Source organism: Pseudobutyrivibrio sp. YE44 (genome assembly GCF_900104335.1).
GTDB lineage: Bacteria > Bacillota > Clostridia > Lachnospirales > Lachnospiraceae > Pseudobutyrivibrio.
This window is the reverse complement of sequence record NZ_FMXT01000002.1, coordinates 500,515-519,704: the sequence shown is the minus strand read 5'-3', so window position 1 is coordinate 519,704 and position 19,190 is coordinate 500,515. Positions and strand designations below refer to the sequence as shown.

The 19,190-nt window shown below is 41.2% G+C and carries 14 protein-coding genes and 1 pseudogene; all 15 read left to right on the top strand.

Annotated features, from left to right (window positions below; genetic code table 11):
- Window positions 1-30 precede the first annotated feature (30 nt).
- Window positions 31-1,245, top strand: coding sequence for an LL-diaminopimelate aminotransferase (locus BLR54_RS06460; RefSeq protein WP_090418381.1), 1,215 nt, complete (start codon window positions 31-33; stop codon window positions 1,243-1,245).
- Window positions 1,246-2,230: 985 nt separating this feature from the next.
- Window positions 2,231-2,365: pseudogene (locus BLR54_RS15160) on the top strand (LacI family DNA-binding transcriptional regulator); the annotation flags it as partial.
- Window positions 2,366-2,422: 57 nt separating this feature from the next.
- On the top strand, window positions 2,423-3,241 hold the full coding sequence (locus tag BLR54_RS06450) for a substrate-binding domain-containing protein (protein WP_255396683.1): 819 nt from the start codon (window positions 2,423-2,425) through the stop codon (window positions 3,239-3,241).
- A gap of 118 nt (window positions 3,242-3,359) precedes the next feature.
- Window positions 3,360-4,655, top strand: coding sequence for an ABC transporter substrate-binding protein (locus tag BLR54_RS06445; protein ID WP_090418375.1), 1,296 nt, complete (start codon window positions 3,360-3,362; stop codon window positions 4,653-4,655).
- Window positions 4,656-4,843: 188 nt separating this feature from the next.
- Window positions 4,844-5,695 (top strand): carbohydrate ABC transporter permease, encoded by an 852-nt coding sequence (locus tag BLR54_RS06440; RefSeq protein WP_090418373.1) that lies wholly within the window; start codon window positions 4,844-4,846, stop codon window positions 5,693-5,695.
- On the top strand, window positions 5,695-6,537 hold the full coding sequence (locus tag BLR54_RS06435; protein ID WP_090418371.1) for a carbohydrate ABC transporter permease: 843 nt from the start codon (window positions 5,695-5,697) through the stop codon (window positions 6,535-6,537). The genes BLR54_RS06440 and BLR54_RS06435 overlap by 1 nt, the downstream gene beginning before the upstream one ends.
- A gap of 60 nt (window positions 6,538-6,597) precedes the next feature.
- Window positions 6,598-8,181 carry a 4-alpha-glucanotransferase gene (gene malQ / locus BLR54_RS06430; RefSeq protein WP_090418370.1) on the top strand — a complete coding sequence of 528 codons (1,584 nt, stop codon included), beginning with the start codon at window positions 6,598-6,600 and terminating at the stop codon, window positions 8,179-8,181.
- 147 nt (window positions 8,182-8,328) lie between these two features.
- Window positions 8,329-9,522, top strand: coding sequence for an FKBP-type peptidyl-prolyl cis-trans isomerase (locus tag BLR54_RS06425; RefSeq protein ID WP_090418369.1), 1,194 nt, complete (start codon window positions 8,329-8,331; stop codon window positions 9,520-9,522).
- 211 nt (window positions 9,523-9,733) lie between these two features.
- Window positions 9,734-9,877, top strand: coding sequence for a six-cysteine ranthipeptide SCIFF (scfA, locus tag BLR54_RS06420; protein ID WP_015548727.1), 144 nt, complete (start codon window positions 9,734-9,736; stop codon window positions 9,875-9,877).
- 98 nt (window positions 9,878-9,975) lie between these two features.
- Window positions 9,976-11,358 (top strand): thioether cross-link-forming SCIFF peptide maturase, encoded by a 1,383-nt coding sequence (scfB, locus tag BLR54_RS06415; protein WP_090418519.1) that lies wholly within the window; start codon window positions 9,976-9,978, stop codon window positions 11,356-11,358.
- Between the two features lie 50 nt (window positions 11,359-11,408).
- Entirely contained in the window at window positions 11,409-13,676 is a 2,268-nt protein-coding gene (gene secD, locus BLR54_RS06410; protein WP_090418366.1) for a protein translocase subunit SecD, read from the top strand.
- Window positions 13,677-13,695: 19 nt separating this feature from the next.
- Window positions 13,696-14,985, top strand: a complete 1,290-nt coding sequence (serS, locus tag BLR54_RS06405) for a serine--tRNA ligase (protein WP_090418364.1) — start codon at window positions 13,696-13,698, stop codon at window positions 14,983-14,985.
- 249 nt (window positions 14,986-15,234) lie between these two features.
- Window positions 15,235-17,067, top strand: a complete 1,833-nt coding sequence (gene typA / locus BLR54_RS06400) for a translational GTPase TypA (protein ID WP_090418361.1) — start codon at window positions 15,235-15,237, stop codon at window positions 17,065-17,067.
- 72 nt (window positions 17,068-17,139) lie between these two features.
- A complete protein-coding gene (locus BLR54_RS06395) occupies window positions 17,140-18,294 on the top strand; it encodes a GGDEF domain-containing protein (RefSeq protein ID WP_090418358.1) in 1,155 nt (384 codons plus the stop codon).
- A 40-nt stretch (window positions 18,295-18,334) separates the two neighbouring features.
- Window positions 18,335-19,096 carry a 4-hydroxy-tetrahydrodipicolinate reductase gene (dapB, locus tag BLR54_RS06390; RefSeq protein ID WP_090418355.1) on the top strand — a complete coding sequence of 254 codons (762 nt, stop codon included), beginning with the start codon at window positions 18,335-18,337 and terminating at the stop codon, window positions 19,094-19,096.
- Window positions 19,097-19,190 lie beyond the last annotated feature (94 nt).

Sequence of the window (19,190 nt, the reverse complement as noted above, 5' to 3'; positions counted from 1 at the left end):
CTTTGTTAATTGCTCTAAAGGGAGGAATACATGTTTAAGGTTAATACAAATTTTCAGAAGCTACCAGGAAGTTATCTTTTTTCTACAATCGCAAAGAAGGTAGCAGCATACAATGAGGCGCACCCAGAGGCAGATATCATCAGACTTGGTATTGGTGATGTTACTCAGCCAATCGCCCCAGCTATGATTAATGCACTTCATTCAGCAGTTGATGAAATGGGCAATGCTTCATCATTTCACGGTTATGCACCAGACTTAGGATATCCATTCCTTCGTGAGACAATTGCAAAGAATGATTATCAGGCTAGAGGCTGTGATATCAGTGCAGATGAAATCTTCGTATCAGATGGTGCAAAGTCTGACTCAGCAGATATTCAGGAGCTTTTCTCAGCAGATGCAAAGATTGCAGTATGCGATCCAGTCTATCCAGTATACGTTGATTCAAACGTTATGGCTGGACGTTGTGGCACTTATGATGAGGTTGCTGGCAAGTGGTCAGACATCATTTACATGCCAACTACAGCGGAGAACAAATTTGTACCAGAGTTCCCAAAGGAGACTCCAGACGTTATCTATCTTTGCCTTCCAAACAACCCTACAGGTACTACACTTACAAAGAGCCAGCTTCAGCTTTGGGTTGATTACGCCAACAAAAATGGCTGTCTCATCATCTTTGATGCAGCTTACGAGGCATATATTTCAGAGGTAGATGTTCCTCATTCAATCTATGAGTGCACAGGCGCTAAGACTTGTGCAATCGAGATTCATTCATTCTCAAAGAATGCAGGCTTCACAGGCGTACGTCTTGGCTACACAGTAGTTCCAAAGGATCTTGTATTCGATGGTGTTAGTCTTCACGGTATGTGGGCTCGTCGTCACGGCACAAAGTTCAACGGGGCTCCTTATATCATCCAGCGCGCTGGTGAGGCTGTTTACTCCGCAGAGGGACAGGCGCAGATTAAAGAGCAGGTTGGCTATTACATGAACAACGCAAAGACTATCTACACTGGTCTTAAGGATGCTGGCTTTGAAGTATATGGTGGCGTTAATGCACCATACATCTGGCTCAAGACTCCAGACGGAATGACTTCATGGGATTTCTTCGATCACCTTCTGGAAAAGGTTCAGGTAGTTGGTACTCCTGGTGCAGGCTTCGGACCATCAGGCGAAGGCTACTTCAGACTCACAGCCTTCGGATCAGCTGAAAACACTGCAAGAGCCATCGAGCGTATCAAGAACCTCTAATCATCGTATACCAAACAAAATTAATACACGGCCTAGGCAATTTATGCTTAGGCCGTTTTCTATTTCTGGCCCACAGCCCACCAAATTCTATTGGCCCTGTGCTGGCACTTCTATTTTAATTTCACCCCTCCCCCTCCCCCGCCTGCCGGCCCTCTCCATACCTTTGTGAGCATAATTGACGAAGAATTTTGCATTTTCTTAATGCTTCAAACGAGCTTTCCGAAGGTGTCTTTTCACTGGTGTTGCACTTTGAAGCTACTGTATGTATCACGCAGACACTAGTAGCCTAAACAATGCTTCCTATCAGGGTATATAACTATCAGTTGCTTCCATACTCCGTTTGCTAAGTGGAATTTCAAAAATGTGTTTTGTATATATAGTCACCGTGCTCAATGTCAACGTCCTGTTGCAAATCGCACTTGTGCCGCCGTCCATGGCGGCACATGCCTATATATATCAAAACACATTTTTTATTCCACTAAGCGCACTACAAATTCCAGCAACTGATAGTTATATACCCCGATGGGAAGCATTTCTAAAAGTAATGTGTGTCTGCGTGATACATACTGTAGTGCACAAAGTGCAACGAATTGAAAAGACGCCTTCAATAAAGAAAGCGCAGTGTAGCATTTAGAAAATACAAATTATTTGGCTTTGCCACAAAGGTATGGAGAGAGCCGGCAGGCGGGGGAGGGGAGACGTGAGCAGTGGTTGAGAAGTGCCAGCACAGGGCCTTGAGGAGTAAGAGGGCTGTGGGGAAGAAAGTGTGATGGTGGCCTGTTGTATAAATTGCACGACAGCCGTGTATTAATTTTGTGATAATAGGCGAAATGTTGAAAGCAGGTTGACTGGAAACGTTTTCAGTAGTAACATAATAACGTGCTTTGGAAACGTTACCAGAAACGTTACCAGAAAATCGTAATAAAGCTGGATATTCACAAAATGGATTAGGCCCCATGAATGAAGGCTAGGGAGAAGGAAGGAAAACCAAATGACGATTAAAGATATTGCTAGATTGGCAGGAGTCAGCGTAAGCACGGTATCGCGTGTTTTGAATGATCATCCTGATGTTAGCAAGGCGGCTAAGGAAAAGGTTCTCGCTATTGTTAACGAATACAATTACATACCAAACACTAGCGCTAGAGAGCTTGGAAAGAGTTCGTCAGATAATATTGGTGTGGTTGTACGAGGTATGTCAAACCCATTCTATACAAAGATTATTACTGAGGTGGGTGCTAGAATCGAAAACGCTGGATACACTATGGTGCTTCAGCAGATTGGCACATCAGATGATGAGATTCTTACAGCGGCAAGAATGGAGAGAGATAAAAAGCTTTTGGGTATTATCTTCCTTGGAGGAAAGCTTAACTATACCAAGGAGCAGGTATCAACTATAAATGTTCCGTTTGTGTGCTGTACCTTCAATAATCAGTATGGAAATCTCGATAAGGCAGATTACTCAAGCGTTTGCATTGATGATAATCAGGCAGCTTACGACGCAGTTGAGTATCTATATAAAGAAGGTCACAGAAGGATAGCGGTGCTTCTTTCTGGTCCGGATGATGGCTCAGTTAGCCAGGTTAGATTTGCTGGTTATGAGAGAGCTCTTAATGATTTTGGTTTGGATTTAGATGAAAACCTAATCATTTCAATTAATAGCTTTAACATTGCAGATGCTTACGAGGGAATGAACGAATGGTTGAGAAATGGCTATGATTTCGATTCCGTTTTTGCAATTTCAGACAACATGGCAATGGGAGCTATGAAAGCCCTTAGGGAAAAAGGAAAGGATATTCCAAAGGATGTTGCACTTATTGCAATTGATGGAATTGAAGCTTCCGAATATATGAATCCAGTTCTTTCAACCTTGTGTCAGCCTATGGATGATATGGGAAGTGAAGCTGTGAAGCAAGTGGTGGGCCTAATCAAAGGGAAGATTAATCATAAACATATTGTATTGCCAACCACCCTTCGAGCAGGAGAAACACTTCGATAACATAAGCTGAATGCAAAAGTTAGTTGGATTTAAGCAAAATGGTTTTTACATTCTGGTGATTAACTCGCCTGAATGAGAAACATAAATATTTTCACTTTAAAAAGGAGAGTGTAAGAAAATGAAGAGAAAAAAAGTATTGGCATTAGGGTTAATTGCCATGATGGCAGCAGCTACTTTTGCAGGTTGTGGTTCATCAGCTTCCGGTGATTCGGATTCGGCAGAGGGCGGAAAGGTTTATTACCTTAACTTCAAGCCAGAGGCAGATCAGGCTTGGCAGGATATTGCTAAGCAGTACACAGAGGAGACAGGTGTACCTGTAACAGTTATTACAGCAGCTTCTGGTACATACGAGGAGACACTTTCATCTGAAATCGTAAAGGATGAAGCTCCTACATTATTCCAGGTTAACGGTCCTGTAGGTCTTGCTAACTGGGCAGATTACTGCTATGACCTTAAGGATTCATCACTTTACAAGGAATTAACAAGTGATTCATTTGCACTTTACAATGAGGATCAGGTTGCTGGTATCGCATACGTTATCGAGTCATACGGTATCATCACAAACACAAAGCTTCTTGAGCAGGCTGGTTACACAACAGACGATATTCAGAGCTTTGATGATTTAAAGAAGGTTGCTGAAGATATTACAGCAAGAAGCTCAGAGCTTGGCTTCTCAGCATTCACATCAGCAGGTATGGATGGTTCTTCTGACTGGAGATTCAAGACACACCTTGCAAACCTTCCAATCTACTTCGAGTATCAGGATAAGAAGATTGATACAACAGACGCTATCGAGGGCAAGTACCTTGATAACTACAAGAACATTTGGGATCTCTACATCAACAACGCTACATGCAAGCCAGCTGATTTAGCAGGTAAGACAGGCGATGATGCTGAGAACGAGTTCGCTGAAGGTAAGGCTGTATTCTTCCAGAATGGTTCATGGGAGTACAAGAACCTTACAGATAAGGGTATGACAGATGATGAGCTTGCAATGATTCCAATTTACATTGGCGCAGGCGATGAAGCTAACCAGGGTCTTTGCACAGGTACAGAGAACTACTGGTGTGTAAACTCAGAGGCTTCTGAGGAAGATATCCAGGCTACAATTGATTTCCTTACATGGATGGTTACATCTGACGCAGGTACAAAGATGCTTTCTGAGAACATTGGTGTAATTCCTTTCAAGAATGCAGCAGATACAAACAACCTCTTTGTTCTTAACGATAGAGCATACACAGAGGCTGGAAAGACTCCTGTTTCATGGAACTTTACAACAATGCCATCTGAGGAGTGGAAGAACGGTGTAGGTTCAGCTCTTACAGCTTATGCAGCAGGCACAGGATCATGGGATGATGTTGTAACAGCATTCGTTGATGGCTGGGCTTCAGAGTACGCAGCAGCAAATAACTAATCATTCTTTTGTAAATATAGGTGTTAATCGGGCTTTTTAGGAGGTTCGGTTCACATAAATGGAGAGTTTTTCTTCCCAAAATCATGAGCAATCATGAACAAAGTTGGAGGGCGAGGCCTAACGCCCTCCTATTCTCTGAAAAAATTAGGCTATAAAACTGTAGATTAATACTCAATAAAGGATATATTATGGAAAAAGCAATAAGAAAATACTGGCCAATTTTTGTGTTGCCAACGCTTGCAGCGTTTTGTGTTGGATTCTTATATCCATTCATTCAGGGCTTGTATTTATCATTTTGTAAATTTACAACAATTAAAAAGGCAACCTTCGTTGGATTCGGAAATTATGCGTATGCAGTTCAGGACGAGGCATTTTGGCATTCCTTCTGGTTCACAGCGCTTTTCACTGTAGTTTCTACAGTGCTAATAAATGTAATAGCATTTGCTATTGCCCTTGCACTTACAAACAAGATTAAAGGTTCAAACTTCTTCAGAACAGTATTCTTCATGCCAAACCTTATTGGCGGTATTGTTCTTGGATATATTTGGCAGATTCTTTTAAACTGTGTGCTTTCACTTATGGAAAAGCCACTTTTAGCACTTAATGCTACTTACGGATTTATTGGTCTTACAATCCTCATGTGCTGGCAGCAGATTGGTTACATGATGATTATTTATATCGCTGGTCTTCAGTCAATCCCTGATGATTATCTTGAGGCAGCAAAGATTGATGGTGCTACAACATCACAGATTCTTTTCAAGATTAAGATTCCAAATGTAATGCCATCTATTACAATTTGTTCATTCTTGACTATCACAAATGGCTTTAAGCTCTTTGATCAGAACTTGGCATTAACAGGCGGTGAGCCAGCTCATGCTTCTGAAATGTTAGCTTTGAATATTTACAATACCTTCTACAGCCGTACAGGCCCACAGTGGAAGGGTTATGGACAGGCTAAAGCGGTTATTTTCTGTATTATGGTAATTATAATCTCCATGATTCAGTTGAAGATTACTAAATCTAAGGAGGTTCAGCAGTAATGAAATCAAAAGAAAGAATTGCACGACTTGTTGTATTTTTAGTGTTGTGTGTACTTGCTGTATTTTGGGTTTATCCAGTATTTATGATTTTGATAAACTCCTTAAAGGGTGATACCTATATCAGCACAGATTCAGTTTTCCAACTTCCTAACGCAGCAAGCTTTATAGGCTTAACAAATTACGTTGATGCACTTTCATCTAAGGGATTTGCAGGAGCTTTTGGATACAGTTTATTTATTACAGTATCATCTGCAGTACTTATTTTACTTTGTACATCAATGTGTGCTTGGTACATTACAAGAGTTCACGGAATTCTCTCAAAAGTATGCTATGCTTTGTTTGTATTCTCGATGGTAGTACCATTTCAGATGCTTATGTTCACATTGGCATCAACAGCTGATAGATTAGACTTAGATACACCATTTAACATTTGTGTTATTTACCTTGGATTTGGTGCTGGTCTTGCAGTATTCATGTTCACAGGATTTATGAAGTCTATTCCACTTGAAATCGAAGAGGCAGCAATGATTGATGGATGTAATCCACTTCAGACCTTCTTCCAGATTGTGCTTCCAATATTGAAGCCAACACTTATCTCAGTAGCTATTTTGGAAACAATGTGGCTCTGGAACGATTACCTTCTTCCATATCTTGTACTTGATAGAAAGAAGTATATGACAGTTCCAATCTTGATCCAGTACTTCCGTGGAAGCTACGGACACGTAGAAATGGGTCCAATGATGGCATGTATTATGATGACAGTATTACCAATCATAATTATGTATATATGTTTACAGAAATACATTATTAAGGGTGTTATTGCGGGAGCTGTTAAAGGCTAAGCTATGGCAGTTCCTTCCCGCTGAACTTAGTAAACTATTTATAAGTAGGAGAAAAAAATTATGAAAAGAAGTAGTGGAATTTTACTCCCTATATCTTCGTTACCATCACCTTATGGAATTGGTACCTTTGGAAAAGCTGCATACGACTTTGCTGACTTTCTGAAGGCAGCAGGACAAAAATATTGGCAGGTTCTTCCACTTGGTCCTACAAGCTATGGAGATAGCCCATATCAAAGCTTCTCTACCTTTGCAGGAAACCCATATTTTATAGACCTTGATATGCTTATCGAGGAAGGGTTACTTACAAAGAAAGAAGTTGAGGCAGAAAATTGGGGAACTAATCCTCGCTATGTGGATTATGGTCAGATTTATGAAAGCCGTTTCAAGATTCTTGAGAAGGCAAAGGAAAGAGGCTACAAGGATTCTCTCGGTGAAATCTCGCTATTTAGAAAGCAGAACCCTTGGGTAGAAAACTATGCTTTATTCATGTCTATCAAGAAGCATTTCGGTCAGCTTAGCTGGCAGGAATGGCCTGATGAGGATATTCGTCTTCATCAGCCTAAGGCAGTTGAAAAATATACAAAGGACCTTGCCGAGGATATTGAGTTCTTCGTTTATATTCAGTATCTTTTCTTCAAGCAGTGGGCAAAGCTTAAAAAGTATATTAACAGCCTAGGTATAGACGTTATTGGAGATCTTCCAATTTATGTAGCACTTGATTCTTGCGATGTTTGGGCAGAGCCTGAGTTCTTCAGCTTGGATGAAGAAAACTATCCTGTAGTGGTAGCAGGTGTTCCACCAGATTATTTCAGTGAGGATGGACAGCTTTGGGGTAATCCATGCTACGATTGGACAGCTCTCAAAAAAGACAATTACCGTTGGTGGATTCGTCGTATCGAAGGTGCTGCTAAACTCTATGATGTGCTCAGAATTGATCACTTCAGAGGCTTTGATGAGTATTGGGCAGTTCCTGCTAAGGATACAACTGCAAAGAATGGTAAGTGGAGAAAGGGCCCAGGAATGGACTTGGTTGGACTTCTTGGCAAAACCTTCCCAAATATCGAATTTATTGCTGAGGATTTAGGCGAGCCTTCTCCTACAGTAGTAAAGCTTTTAAATGATAGCGGATGGCCAGGCATGAAGGTGCTTGAATTTGCCTTCGATTCTGGTGAACCAAACAATTATCAGCCACATACCTATGATAAAAATTGTGTTTGCTATACTGGCACACATGACAACGCGACTATCATGGAATGGTATGAGGATGCTGATAAAAAAGATAAAGAATACGCTAGCAAATATCTTGGTATTTCAAAGTCTGAGGGCTTCAATTGGGGTATGATTCGTGGCGGTATGAGCTCAGTTTCTGTGTTGTTTGTGGCTCAGATGCAGGATTTCCTCGGACTTGGAAAATACAATCGTATAAACGTACCTGGTACTGACAGTGGCAATTGGCAGTGGCGTCTTCTTGCGAAAGAACAAACTCCAGAACTTGCTAAGAAGATCTTTGATATGTCTGTTATGTTTGACAGAACAAAGAAGCCACCAAAGCCTGTTAAACCAGCAAAGGCTGAAAAGCCTGAAAAGAAAAAGACTGACCCTAAAAAGTCAAATACAAAGACAGCGAAAAAGGGCAAAAAGTAGTATCTTTATCGGATTTTCTCCTTCAAAAGAGCCTGTGAAATACGGGCTCTTTTTTAGCGTCTAATTTTTGCCATAGGCTTTCAAGTGTGGTAAACTTATTCAGGATTTTCCTTTAAATGGGGGAATAGAATTGGAGGATATTTTCAAATGAAAAATAGATTATTAGCACTTGCCTTGGTTGGCGCCATGGCTCTTTCAATGGTAGCCTGTGGCAGCAAAGAGGATGACTCAGACAAAACTAGTGACCAGGCAAAAGCAGACTTACTTGCTCAGACTACACCAATTGAATACGATGTGGACGAGTATGTAACCCTTGGTCAGTACAAAGACCTTGAAGTAACTTTAGACGGAACTTATGAGTACACCGAGGAAGGATTTAAAGAATACATTCAAAAGAATTTAGAGAATGCTGCAATCTACGTTGAAGACAACAGCCAGAAAGAAGTTAAAGAAGATTCAATTGTTAATGTTGACTACGTTGGTTCACGGGATGGAGTAGCCTTTGATGGCGGCTCAGCAGAGGACCAGATGATTGATGTGGCTGGCAACTGTGCTGCTGGCGGTTCAGGCGGATATATCGAAGGCTTCACTGCAGGTCTTGCAGGACATTCTGTAGGTGAGGAAGTTGCCTACGAGGTAACCTTCCCAAAGGAGTACGGTAATGCAGATTTAGCAGGTCAGACAGTTACCTTCACTTTCCAGATTAACTACATCGCAAAGGCACTCTCTAGCAAGTCAGAATTAACAGATGATATTGTTAAGGAAAAGCTTGGCTATGATACTGTAGACGATTATGTTTCAGCTATGAAGACTCAGTTCGAAGCATCCCTTCAGAGCAATCTCGAGAGCGATACACAGACTGCAATCCTTAACGCAGTATTAAACAACAGCAAGGTATCTAAGGTTCCTGAGAAGCTCTTACAGGCTCGTGTCGACATGTACCTTCAGGTATATGACAAGCAGTACGAATCATACGGTACAACAGCCAAAGAATACCTTGAGGCTATGGGTCAGGATTACGATGAATACGTTAAGAACCTTAAGAAAAGCATCTCAGAGTCAACAGAAACTGAGCTTATCCTTGAGGCCATCGCAAAGAAGGAAGGCCTTGAAATTGATGAGGATGGCTACAAAGCCTTCATCGGAAACGTAATGTCCTCATCAGGCGCCACAGATGAAAACACCTTCTACCAGGTATACACTGTTGCAGGCTACACAGGCGAACGTTACTTCAAGCAAGCGTACCTCACCCAGAAAGCCCTCGACCTTTGCAAGGAATCCGCTAAGGTCAACGGAGCACCTGCAACCACCGAAAACGACGAAAAAACTGACGCCGAATAATGTTATTATTCGCTCAAATTTAATATTCAACTTTTCTATGGAGTCTGTCACAATCTGACAGGCTCCATAGAAAAAGGTGGATGAAGGAAATAAGCGAATAGTAACATTAAACGTACGCAAAGGGTTTATATTTTGGTCGGATTGTAGTATAATCAACTAACCTAGAGTTACTATGTGTTAGTAGCTATTTAAAGAAAAGGAGATTTTCATTATGGAACACATCAAAACATTAAATACTGCTAGATTACAGAATACTGTAAAAGAAGGCGGATGTGGCGAGTGCCAGACATCATGCCAGTCAGCTTGCAAGACTTCTTGCACAGTTGGTAACCAGAGCTGTGAGCACTCTAAGTAATTGCTTACGAACAATTAAGTAATATTTAACGTGAGACCGGTCCTCGCTTGGTTAAGTGGGGAACGGTCTATTGTGCGTTTATGAAAGGACATTTTTTAGTGATACATCAGTTTAAAAACAATGGTTACAACATTGTTATTGATATTAATAGCGGCGCTATTCACGTAGTGGATGACGTTACTTACGATTTCCTTTCTCTCTGGCAGGAGAAGGGTAGAGAAGAGGCCTTCACACAGATGAAGGAGAGCCACCCACAGGTTTCAGAGTCTGAGCTTACAGAGATTCAGTCTGAGATTGATCAGCTCATCACAGATGGAGCATTGTTTACAGAGGATAACTACGAGCCAAGGATTGTAGATTTTACTGCACGTCCTACAGTTGTAAAGGCTTTGTGTTTACATATCACACACGATTGCAATCTTGCTTGCAAGTATTGCTTCGCAGAAGAGGGAGAATATCACACAGGAAAGCGCGAGCTTATGACCTACGAGGTTGGTAAGCAAGCACTTGACTTCTTGGTTGCAAATTCTGGTAGCAGAAGAAACCTTGAGGTGGATTTCTTCGGCGGTGAGCCACTTATGAACTGGCAGGTAGTTAAGGATTTAGTTGCCTATGGCCGCTCCATCGAAAAGGAACACAACAAGAACTTCAGATTTACTCTCACTACAAACGGTGTATTGTTGAATGACGAGATTCAGGAGTTTGCCAATAAAGAAATGGCAAATGTAGTGCTTAGCTGTGATGGCCGTCCAGAGATTCATAATCTCATGCGTCCATTTAAGAAGGGTGCTGGCAGCTACGAAATCGTTATGCCAAAGTTCAAAAAGCTTGCAGATTCTAGAAATCAGGATAAGTACTACATCCGTGGCACCTTCACAAGAAACAACCTTGATTTCTCAAAGGATGTTATCCACCTTGCAAACGAGGGCTTCAAGCAGATTTCTGTTGAGCCTGTAGTTGCTCAGGAGACAGATGATTACGCTATCCGCGAAGAGGATTTACCAAAGCTCTTTAAGGAATATGACGACTTGGCAGCAGAGATGATGCGTCGTCAGGGCACAGATGAGGACTTCAACTTCTTCCACTTTATGATTGATTTGGAAGGTGGCCCATGTGTTTACAAGCGTCTTTCAGGCTGTGGCTCTGGTACAGAGTATATGGCTGTTACTCCTACTGGAGAGCTTTATCCATGTCACCAGTTTGTTGGAAATACAGACTTCTGTCTTGGTGATGTGTTTAATGGCGTTCAGAAGAAGGAAGTTGTCAATGAGTTCAAGCATTGCAACGTATACGCTAAAGAAGAGTGTAAGAACTGTTTTGCAAGATTCTACTGCAGCGGTGGTTGCGCAGCTAATGCCTTTAATTTCACAGGAAGCATCCTTGGAAATTATCATGTAGGCTGCGAGCTTCAGAAGAAGAGAATCGAATGTGCAATTGCACTTAAGGTTCACAAATCAGAAATTGAATCAAAAGAGGCTTAGCTTCTTTGAACTGCATATGCAGTTATAAATAAACGATAGGAGAATAAATAATGAAACGTTTAAAAAAAGGACAGGGGATTGCCTGGCTCGTTGCATTTGTTTTAATCCTCGGATTACTTGGTTATTATGCAGCAATGGTACTTACAGGCACAATTAAGAAAAATGATGACAGCCTCAAGCTTGGTCTTGATCTTGATGGTGGTGTCAGCATTACATACGAGGCGGTTGGAAAGAACCCTACTGATGAGCAGATGGCTGATACAATCTTAAAGCTCCAGCAGCGTATTGAAAACGACCTCGGTGAGGAGAGCTCAACTACAGAAGCAAACGTTTATCGTGTAGGTGATAAGCGAATTACAGTTGAGATTCCTGGCGTTTCTGATGCAAATGCATTATTGGAGGAGTTAGGTACTCCTGGTACACTTTACTTCATCGCCCAGCGTGATGCAGATGGCAATGAAAACTACAGCTACGGTAATAACGGATATGCACTTAACTATGATATCCAGACACTTATCGACAATGGTTCAGTTATTGCTACTGGTACAAATGTAAAGAGCTCACAGGCTGGTAGCCAGTCAAACAAGACTACAAACGCTACAGAATATGTAGTTCAGCTTACATTTGATGACGAAGGTACAAAGGCTTTCGCAGATGCAACAACAAAGGCAGTTGCTTCAGGCGAGACAATTGGTATTTATTATGATGGCAAGTTCGTTTCTGTTCCACGAGTTAACCAGGCTATCACAACTGGTAACTGTGTAATCGAAGGAATGGAAGACTTTGATGCAGCTGAGAAGCTTGCTTCTTATATCCGTATCGGTGGACTTGATATCGAGCTTCAGGAGTTAGAGTCACAGGTTGTTGGTGCTCAGCTCGGTTCTGATGCTCTTCGTACATCACTTATTGCAGCAGGCGTTGGTCTTGCACTTGTAATGGTATTCCTTATTGCAATGTACTATGTGCCAGGTGTTGTTGCTTCACTTGCACTTGCACTTTACACAACAATGCTTATTGGAATCCTTAAGGCTTTCGATATCACACTTACACTTCCTGGTATCGCAGGTATGATTCTTTCAATTGGTATGGCTGTAGATGCTAACGTTATTGTATTTGCTCGTATTCGTGAGGAAATCAAGAACGGTCGTCCAGTTATTTCTGCTATTGAGACAGGTTTCTCTAAGGCGCTTTCAGCTATCCTTGATGGAAATATCACAACACTTATTGCAGCAGCAGTTCTTGGTTTACTTGGTTCAGGTACAGTAAAGGGCTTTGCTATCACACTTGCACTTGGTGTTGTTTTATCAATGTTTACAGCACTTGTTATTACACGTATCCTTATGAATTCCTTCTATGCACTTGGTGTTAGAAATGCAAAGGCATACGGCAAGGCAAAGGAGCCAACAAACTTCGATTTCGTTGGCAAGAAGGCAATCTTCATGGCTGTTTCAGTTGCAATTATTGCAGCAGGCTTTATTACAATGGGTGTATTCACTGCAAAGACAGGCAAGGGCCTCAACTTCTCACTTGAGTTCCTCGGTGGTACATCTACAACAGTTGATTTCAACGAATCATATTCACTTTCAGATTTAGATGCAAAGGTTGTTCCTGAAATCGCAAAGGCTCTTGATATTAGTAAAGGTAGCGTCCAAACAACAACAGTTGATGGAAGCAATCAGGCAATCTTCAAGACACGTACACTTACACTTGAAGAGAGAACAACTCTTAACGAGATGCTTGAGAACACCTTCAAGGTAAAGGAAGAATCAATTACATCACAGAGTATCGGTTCTACAATCTCAGGAGAGATGCGTAGCCAGTCTACAATCGCAGTTTTAGTTGCAGTACTTTGCATGCTCGTTTATATTTGGTTCAGATTCAAGGACATCAGATTTGCTTCATCAGCAATCATTGCTCTTGTACACGACGTTCTTATCGTACTTGCACTTTATGCATTTGCTAGAATCTCTGTTGGTTCAGCATTTATCGCATGTATGCTTACAGTTATCGGTTACTCAGTCAACGATACAATCGTTGTATTTGACCGTATCCGTGAAAACCACAAGGCTCTCAGAACTGAGACACCAGAGTCTCTTAAGGAGCTTTGTAACGAGTCACTTTCACAGACTCTTTCACGTTCTATTTCTACATCAATTACAACAGCAATCACAGTACTTATGCTTCTCATCTTAGGCGTTTCTGCAATTAGAGAGTTCGCATTACCACTTCTTGCTGGTGTTGTTGCTGGTACATATTCATCAATCTTCATTGCTACACAGCTTTGGTACATTATGAAGGTTAAGTTTGCTAATAAGTAATTAGATTAGGAGAAAAAACATGATAGACATTAAGTTTTTACGTGAGAATCCAGAAGCAGTAAAAGAAAACATTAAGAAAAAATTTCAGGAGCACAAGCTTGGTCTTGTAGACGAGGTTATTGAGCTTGATGACAAGAGACGTGCAGCACAGCAGGAAGCTGACGATCTTCGTGCTCAGATGAATAAGGCATCAAAGGAAATTGGTGCTCTTATGGGTCAGGGCAAGAAGGAGGAGGCTGAGAAGGCTAAGGCTGAGGTTGCTGAGCTTAAGCAGCGCATCAAGGATTTAGAGCCAGTTGAGAAGGAACTTGCTGATAAGGTTGAGGAAATCATGATGAAGATTCCAAACATTATCGACCCTTCAGTACCAATTGGTCCAGATGATTCTTGCAACGTTGAAATCGAAAAGTTCGGTGAGCCAGTGGTTCCTGATTTCGAGATTCCATATCACACAGATATCATGGAAAGATTCAACGGTATCGACTTAGATGCAGCTGGTAAGGTTGCAGGTAATGGTTTCTATTATCTTATGGGAGATATTGCACGTCTTCACTCAGCAGTTATCTCATATGCTCGTGATTTCATGATTGATAGAGGCTTTACATATTGCATTCCTCCTTTCATGATTCGTTCAAACGTAGTTACTGGTGTTATGTCATTCGAAGAAATGGATGCCATGATGTACAAAATTGAGGGTGAAGACCTTTACCTTATCGGTACATCAGAGCACTCTATGATTGGTAAATTCATTGATACACTCAACGACGAAGCTAATCTTCCATACACACTTACAAGCTACAGCCCTTGCTTCCGTAAGGAAAAGGGTGCTCACGGCATCGAGGAACGTGGTGTTTACCGTATTCACCAGTTCGAGAAGCAGGAAATGATTGTTGTTTGTAAGCCAGAGGAATCAAAGAAGTACTACGATGTTCTTTGGAACAACACAGTTGATTTATTCAGAAGCCTTGATATTCCTGTTCGTACACTTGAGTGCTGTTCAGGAGATCTTGCAGATCTTAAGGTTAAGTCATGCGACGTTGAGGCATGGTCACCACGTCAGAAGAAATACTTCGAGGTTGGTAGCTGTTCAAACCTTGGTGATGCACAGGCACGTCGTCTTAAGATTCGTGTTAAGGCTGAGGATGGAAGCAAGTATTTCGCTCACACACTTAACAACACAGTTGTTGCTCCACCACGTATGCTTATTGCATTCCTTGAGAACAACTTACGTGCAGACGGAAGCGTAGCTATCCCAGAAGCACTTCGTCCATACATGGGTGGAAAGGACGTCCTCGTTCCCGTAAAATAAAATTTTAATTGACAAAATATAATCCGTCGGCTTAAAATTGCTTTTCGAAAGAGTAGTACAAAACCATGTTTACTCGTGAGAAGTAATTCATAGATGAGCTGGTAGATAACAAGCTCTTAGGGCTCTCAAGCGAATCGTGTTAGATGAGCGGAGAGCCCTAAGGCTTGTAATCGTAACCAGCGGATTAGCGGATTTGGGGTTTGGTTTTTACAAGGTAGTTTATTGTAAGAATTTAGAAAAGAGAATTTTATGTCAATTCAAAGTAGAGAAGATATTAGAAATATCGCAATTATCGCACACGTAGATCATGGTAAAACAACACTTGTTGACGAGCTTTTAAAGCAGTCAGGTGTATTCCGTGAGAACCAGGAAGTAGCAGAGCGTGTTATGGATTCAAATGATATCGAGCGTGAGCGTGGTATCACAATCCTTTCAAAGAACACAGCTGTATACTATAAGGATACAAAGATTAACATCATCGACACACCAGGTCATGCTGATTTCGGTGGCGAGGTTGAGCGTGTACTTAAGATGGTAAATGGTGTAGTTCTTGTTGTAGATGCTTTCGAAGGCGCTATGCCACAGACAAAGTTCGTTCTTATGAAGGCTCTTGATCTTGATTTACCAGTTATCGTTTGTATCAACAAGATTGATAGACCAGAGGCTCGTCCAGACGAAGTTATCGACGAGGTTCTTGAACTTTTCATGGACCTTGATGCTTCAGATGAGCAGCTTGATTGTCCATTTATTTATGCTTCAGCTAAGGAAGGTTTCGCTATCAGAAGCCTTGATGAAGAGCACAAGGATATGACAGCACTCTTCGAGACAATCGTAGATTATATTCCAGCACCAAAGGGTGACCCAGAGGCACCTACACAGGTACTTATCTCTACAATCGATTACAACGAGTACGTTGGACGTATCGGTATTGGTAAGGTAGAGAATGGTTCTATCAAAGTTAACCAGGATGCCATCGTTGTTAATGCTCACGATGAGTCAAAGAACAACAAGGTTCGTATTTCAAAGCTTTTTGAGTACGATGGCCTTAACAAGGTAGATGTTGATGAAGCAAATATCGGTTCAATCGTAGCGATTTCTGGTATTTCAGATATCCACATTGGAGATACAATTTGTGCAGTTGACGCACCAAATCCAATTCCTTTCCAGAAGATTTCTGAGCCTACTATTTCAATGAACTTCATTGTAAATGATAGCCCACTTGCTGGTCAGGAAGGTAAGTATGTTACATCACGCCACATCCGTGAGCGTCTTATGAAGGAGCTTAACACAGACGTTTCTCTTCGTGTAGAGGATACAGATTCACCAGATTCCCTTAAGGTTTCAGGTCGTGGTGAGCTTCACCTTTCAGTTCTTATTGAGAACATGCGTCGTGAAGGCTTTGAATTTGCTGTATCAAAGGCAGAGGTTCTCTACAAAGAGGATGAAAAGGGTCATAAGCTTGAGCCAATGGAGCGTGCTTATGTTGATGTTCCAGACGAATTTACAGGAGCAGTTATAGAGAAGCTTTCTCAGAGAAAGGGCGAGCTTCAGAATATGACACCTATTACAGGTGGGTATACACGTATCGAGTTCAAGATTCCTTCACGTGGTCTCATTGGTTACCGTGGCGAGTTTATGACAGATACAAAGGGAAATGGTATAATTAATACAATTTTTGACGGATACGAAATCTACAAGGGCGATATTGCATATCGTAAGCTTGGTAGTCTTATTGCCTTCGAGACAGGTGAGTCTGTTACTTACGGACTCTTCTCAGCTCAGGACCGTGGTACACTTTTCATTGGACCAGGCGAGAAGGTATACTCAGGAATGGTTATCGGACAGAGCTCACGTGCAGAGGATATCGAGCTTAACGTATGTAAGAAGAAGCATCTTACAAATACTCGTTCATCTTCAGCTGATGAGGCACTTACTCTTGTTCCACCTAGAGTTCTCAGCCTTGAGCAGGCATTAGATTTCATAGATGTTGATGAGTTGTTAGAGGTTACACCAGAGTCTCTTCGTATCAGAAAGAGAATTCTTGACCCAACTCTTCGTAAGAGAGCAAGTTTTAAGAAATAATTGCAGATGATGTTTAAGAAATATGCCAGAGAAGTAGCTTCTCTGGCCATTTCTGCAGTATGAGGGTAAGTTATGGAAGGTTTGTTTAATCATGTTATTGACGGTGAAACATATTTAGGTTTCATTACTACAATCACGTTGTTGATGTTTATTGTTATAATGCGATCCTTTAACAGGAGATTGCGTAACAAGTTTACTGCTGTTGCAGTGGCAATGTTAATTGCTCTTACCGCTGGTGCCCTGGATACCCACTTTGGTTATGTAGGATGTTGCACCAACATTAGATATTTATTTAAAATTGTAAAATACATCTGCGAAGGCTATATGGAATTGACAGTAGTTCAAATTGTTGGTCACGATTATAGAAAGAGCAGATTGAAGATATTATGGACGCCATTTATTCTTATTTCCATTGTTATAGCAAGTGCGCCATTTAGTCCAGCTGTTTTCTCCTTTGGACCAAAGGGTGAATTTATCAGAGGCCCTGTTGGATATATAGTTTTTGTACAGGCTGGAATATATACATTGATGGCCTTAGCAGTATGCGCTAAGAAATGGTTTAATGGTTATCAAAGAGATGCCCTTATTATTTTGTTTATGCTGGCGGTAGTTAGCATGGGTGTATTCTTGGAAGAGGCATTAATATACGACAATTGTACACTTACTTCTAGCAGTATCGGAGTACTGTTTGTGTATGTATATATGTACGCAGAGCGTTACAATGTGGATTCCGTGTCAGGCTGTTACAAGCGACGATGCTTTTATTCAGATGCAGCCAAATATGCCAAAACAAATATGGCTGTTATTTCCATGGATTTAAATGACTTGAAGCTTATTAACGACAATTTCGGTCACAAGGCTGGAGACATTGCTTTGCTCACCCTTGCTGAGGTATGCCGAAGTGTTAAAGATAACAGATTCATTTTATATCGTACTGGTGGTGACGAGTTTATGATGCTTGGTATCAAAGCATCAAAGGAAGAAGCAGAGCAGCTTATTTCTGACACCAAGCAGAAACTTTCAGAAACACCTTACTCATGCTCTTTTGGTTTACATATGTACAAGCCTGGAGATGATTTTGACGAGGTGGTAGTTCAGGCTGACAAGGCCATGTACGATGACAAGAGTCTATACAAGCAAAGCCGTACAAAACGTTCTCATGCCAGAACAGAACAATATGATGAAAAGTCTCAAAGCTTTAACAATGATATAAAATTCAAAAACTAGATTTACTTTTTCTACAAAATAAACACAAGGAGATATTATTATGACAAGAGTAGTAATGCACGGATGTAACGGACACATGGGACAGGTAATCACTGATATTTGCAAAAGCGACAGCGAGGTTTCTATTGTTGCTGGTGTAGATAAGTACAAGGGAATCACAAATGATTATCCAGTATTCGATAGTCTTGCAGAGGTAAATGTTCCTTATGATGTTGTAATTGATTTTTCAAATGCAGCAGCAGTTGATGGCATGCTTGATGAATGTGTTTCAAGCAATCATCCAGTGGTTCTTTGCACTACTGGTCTTGATCAGGATATGTTAAAGCATGTTGATGAGGCTAGCAAGAAGGTTGCTATCCTTCGTTCTGCAAACATGTCTCTTGGTATCAACACTTTATTTGATTTATGCAAGAAGGCTACTCAGATTTTTGCTGAGGCTGGCTATGACATCGAAATCGTAGAGAAGCATCACAATCAGAAGTTGGATGCACCAAGCGGAACAGCCCTTGCTCTTGCAGATGCATGTAATGAAGCTCTTGATGAAAAGTATGATTATTGTTATGGTAGAGCTGAGAGACGAGAGAAGAGACCAAAGAACGAAATTGGAATCTCTGCAGTAAGAGGTGGCAATATCGTTGGTGAGCATGAGGTTATATTTGCTGGTCTTGATGAGGTTATTACAATTAAGCACACTGCATACTCAAAGAGCGTTTTTGCTAAGGGTGCAGTCGAGGCTGCAAAATTCCTTGCTGGAAAGCCAGCTGGAATCTACGATATGAAGCAGGTAATAGCAGAAAAATAAATAATGACTTCTTGTGGTCTTATTAAGGCTAGGCCCATTAGAAGTATATAAAATATCTTTTCAAGGGAGAAGGATCCGCTATATGCGGGGGATG

Excerpts from the sequence above, each read along its gene's own strand:
- BLR54_RS06460 (WP_090418381.1), top strand. The coding sequence starts at position 31 with ATGTTTAAGGTTAATACAAATTTTCAGAAGCTACCAGGAAGTTATCTT.
- typA (WP_090418361.1), top strand. The coding sequence starts at position 15,235 with ATGTCAATTCAAAGTAGAGAAGATATTAGAAATATCGCAATTATCGCA.
- BLR54_RS06395 (WP_090418358.1), top strand. The coding sequence starts at position 17,140 with ATGGAAGGTTTGTTTAATCATGTTATTGACGGTGAAACATATTTAGGT.
- BLR54_RS06440 (WP_090418373.1), top strand. The coding sequence starts at position 4,844 with ATGGAAAAAGCAATAAGAAAATACTGGCCAATTTTTGTGTTGCCAACG.
- secD (WP_090418366.1), top strand. The coding sequence starts at position 11,409 with ATGAAACGTTTAAAAAAAGGACAGGGGATTGCCTGGCTCGTTGCATTT.
- serS (WP_090418364.1), top strand. The coding sequence starts at position 13,696 with ATGATAGACATTAAGTTTTTACGTGAGAATCCAGAAGCAGTAAAAGAA.
- dapB (WP_090418355.1), top strand. The coding sequence starts at position 18,335 with ATGACAAGAGTAGTAATGCACGGATGTAACGGACACATGGGACAGGTA.
- BLR54_RS06425 (WP_090418369.1), top strand. The coding sequence starts at position 8,329 with ATGAAAAATAGATTATTAGCACTTGCCTTGGTTGGCGCCATGGCTCTT.
- scfA (WP_015548727.1), top strand. The coding sequence starts at position 9,734 with ATGGAACACATCAAAACATTAAATACTGCTAGATTACAGAATACTGTA.
- malQ (WP_090418370.1), top strand. The coding sequence starts at position 6,598 with ATGAAAAGAAGTAGTGGAATTTTACTCCCTATATCTTCGTTACCATCA.
- BLR54_RS06445 (WP_090418375.1), top strand. The coding sequence starts at position 3,360 with ATGAAGAGAAAAAAAGTATTGGCATTAGGGTTAATTGCCATGATGGCA.
- BLR54_RS06435 (WP_090418371.1), top strand. The coding sequence starts at position 5,695 with ATGAAATCAAAAGAAAGAATTGCACGACTTGTTGTATTTTTAGTGTTG.